The organism is Vibrio maerlii, assembly GCF_003415655.1.
In the GTDB taxonomy this organism is placed as follows: Bacteria; Pseudomonadota; Gammaproteobacteria; order Enterobacterales; family Vibrionaceae; genus Vibrio; species Vibrio maerlii.
This window is the reverse complement of sequence record NZ_QRHC01000024.1, coordinates 1-2,608: the sequence shown is the minus strand read 5'-3', so window position 1 is coordinate 2,608 and position 2,608 is coordinate 1. Positions and strand designations below refer to the sequence as shown.

The window sequence follows — 2,608 nt, the reverse complement described above, 5'->3', positions numbered from 1 at the left end:
CAGAGCCTGTTTTCAAAGTCTATGTCACACCATCGCATAGCCGCCAGTTCATCGGCTCTAGTCATGGTGTGTAACTGCATCTCGAAAGCGCAACGAGTTACTGGTTTCATGTTGTTTTCCGACATGATTTCCATCACATCTTTCAGCTCATTTGGTGGAACCGTCGACATGTGAACGACTTTTGATTTTGCGAAGTTACTTTTTATGTCAACAAGGCAGTTATATTTCACAATACCTGCGTTAACCCCAAATTTCATGACCTGATTAGCGATGCAGCAAGCACGCTTTACATTCTCTAATTGTCCTTTTGCCTGTAATGGGGCAATGACGTCGATGGCACCAGAAGGGGTTATGTATGATAGAGGCAAGTTTGCTAGTTTGGGATACAGGTTACGCTTCAAAAATAGTCGCTTGCGATAGGATGAACGGACTTTGTTTATGATGCGGTCAATTTCATCTTTTCCAAACTCTGTACCATTGATTCGTGCTTGCTCGCGAGACTCTCGAATGAGAGCTTCTCTATTTATCAGCTCTTGGGCTTCTTCTTTTTCAAGCATCTTTTCAGCAACGGCTTTGAATGTGAGATTGTTATCCACTAGGCGGTCAAACTTCTGTTTCTCACGGAAAACGCGAGGGTCAATACCATTGGCAGCTTGCTCTCTGAGTTCTGTCGCGACTTTACGAACTTCAGCTAATGTCATCGTCGGGTAGGAGCCTAATCCGATTTTCTTTCTCTTTTTTGTGTTAGAGTCTGTATAGATGAATAACCAATTTTTAGACCCATTTTTTCGAACTCGTAGATAAAGGTTGCCGCCATCTGACATCGTATATTCTTTGTCGTCTGCTGAAGCATTTTTAATTTGTGTGTTTGTCAGTTTAGATAGTCCAGCCATGTTGTTAACCCTCGATTTTTGGTTTGTTCCCCTGGAAAATAACAATGCCTCTAGGGGTACGCAAGGGGGTGTTGGAGTGGTGATATACAATGAGACGTGATGAGTCTAAATAAGTTTTAAATTAAATTATTTCAATGGCTTAGGTTATTTTGTAGTATGCGTTGAGACGGGGTGATAGTAGGTTAATAATTCTTAAGAGGGATTCCCAACGCTTGGCATTTTTGGTTCTACTTCAACTTTGGTGTTTACGGTGCAATGCTTTAAGTAGGGTGGTAGCGTTGCTCACCCCTTAATTGGGCGTTAGGTGCTTTTTCGAGTACAGCGTAAATATCAAAAGGAATAATTATGAAAGTTCACTATCTTGAAATCGTCACACCAGATGTTGAATCAGTATGTAAAGCTTATGAATTAGCCCAAAATGCTAGTTTTGCTAAGCCAGATGAAATGTTGGGTGGGGCTAGGACTAGCGAACTAACAGATGGAAGTATTGTTGGTGTTCGTGCTCCATTACGCGAAAATGAAACTCCAGTCGTTCGTCCATACTACTTAGTCGATGATATTGAAAAGGCAGTAATTCAAGTCAAAGAGCAAGGTGCTGAAATTGCTGTTCCACCGCTAGAGATTCCAAATAAGGGTAAGTTTGCTATCTACATTCTGGGTTCCATTGAGCAAGGTTTCTGGCAACTTTAGGTAAAATTCAGGCTTAGTGTTCGGCACCTAACAAACAATTTAAGAGGGATTCCCAACGCTTGGCATTTTTGGTTCTACTTCAATTTTAGTGTTTACGGTAGAATGCTTTAGGTTGGGTGGTAGCGTTGCTCACCCCTTAATTGGGCGTTATGTTGCCTCTAGTTATCTTTCACCCAGTCACACTGAGCGAGTATATCGTCTAGTTTTACGGTTATATTCTGTTCTGTAGCTTTTGACCATTCACGGTGGTCCGCATAGCTTAAGGCTTTCATTCTCGCTGAGTAATAAAGCTTTTGGTCATATTGATCTATTGCCCAAGCAGCGTCCCACCAAATTCTAGAAAGTTCACGCTCTTTATCGCGGTCGATCTCCTTACCTAAGACTTGTAAATCGTATAGATATGCTTTGGTTGCAAGGGCTGCCTTGTACACGTTTTCTATTGCGACTTTTTTATTTTGAAGCTGCTCAATTGATTCTTTCTTCGAGTCCTTCCAAAATTTGACTCCAGACAAGATTGCGTTTAGTGAAGCGGGAATAAAAGATGACATGTCTAACCTTATGAGATTATAGGATAATAATCTAACATGTATTCTTTGTTCAGAGTATAGTTAAATCGCTTTTAAGGGCAAAGTGAGGTGAATCGATACTACAACATAACAAAGCGTTTAAGACGGATTCCCAACGCTTGGCATTTTCGGTTTGATTCAGCTTTAATGTTTACGGCACAATGGTTTAGGTAGGGTGGTAGCGTTGCTCACCTATATGGTCTCCCCCGGTTTTGCAAGTCAGCAGCGTGATTAAAAGTGCAGGTTAACTACCATATATACGGCCTGTTTTAGCGGCTATTGCCTTGGCCAAGATGAGGCAGTCGAACACGCAGTCCTGATCAACTTATCGACTTTAAAAGCCAGTGTGAGCATAAGGTTTTCAACGTGTAGGATTTATCCTGTTATTCATCTCACTACGTACTTTGCAAAGGGTTGGTGGTGCATGGTGTTTTATGCTGGTTGATACTCTTCGTTTTT

At 41.4% G+C, this 2,608-nt stretch carries 3 protein-coding genes; 1 reads left to right on the top strand and 2 read right to left on the bottom strand.

Annotated elements, in window-relative coordinates:
- Positions 1-893, bottom strand: an 893-nt coding sequence (locus DPF91_RS21660; RefSeq protein WP_117236503.1) for a tyrosine-type recombinase/integrase, incomplete at its 3' end; no start/stop codon positions are given.
- A 345-nt stretch (positions 894-1,238) separates the two neighbouring features.
- Between DPF91_RS21660 and DPF91_RS21655 the strand changes: the two genes are divergently transcribed.
- Entirely contained in the window at positions 1,239-1,583 is a 345-nt protein-coding gene (locus tag DPF91_RS21655) for a VOC family protein (protein WP_117236502.1), read from the top strand.
- 158 nt (positions 1,584-1,741) lie between these two features.
- Here the strand turns inward: DPF91_RS21655 and DPF91_RS21650 are convergent, their stop codons facing one another.
- Positions 1,742-2,131 (bottom strand): hypothetical protein, encoded by a 390-nt coding sequence (locus tag DPF91_RS21650; RefSeq protein ID WP_117236501.1) that lies wholly within the window; start codon positions 2,129-2,131, stop codon positions 1,742-1,744.
- Positions 2,132-2,608: the final 477 nt, after the last annotated feature.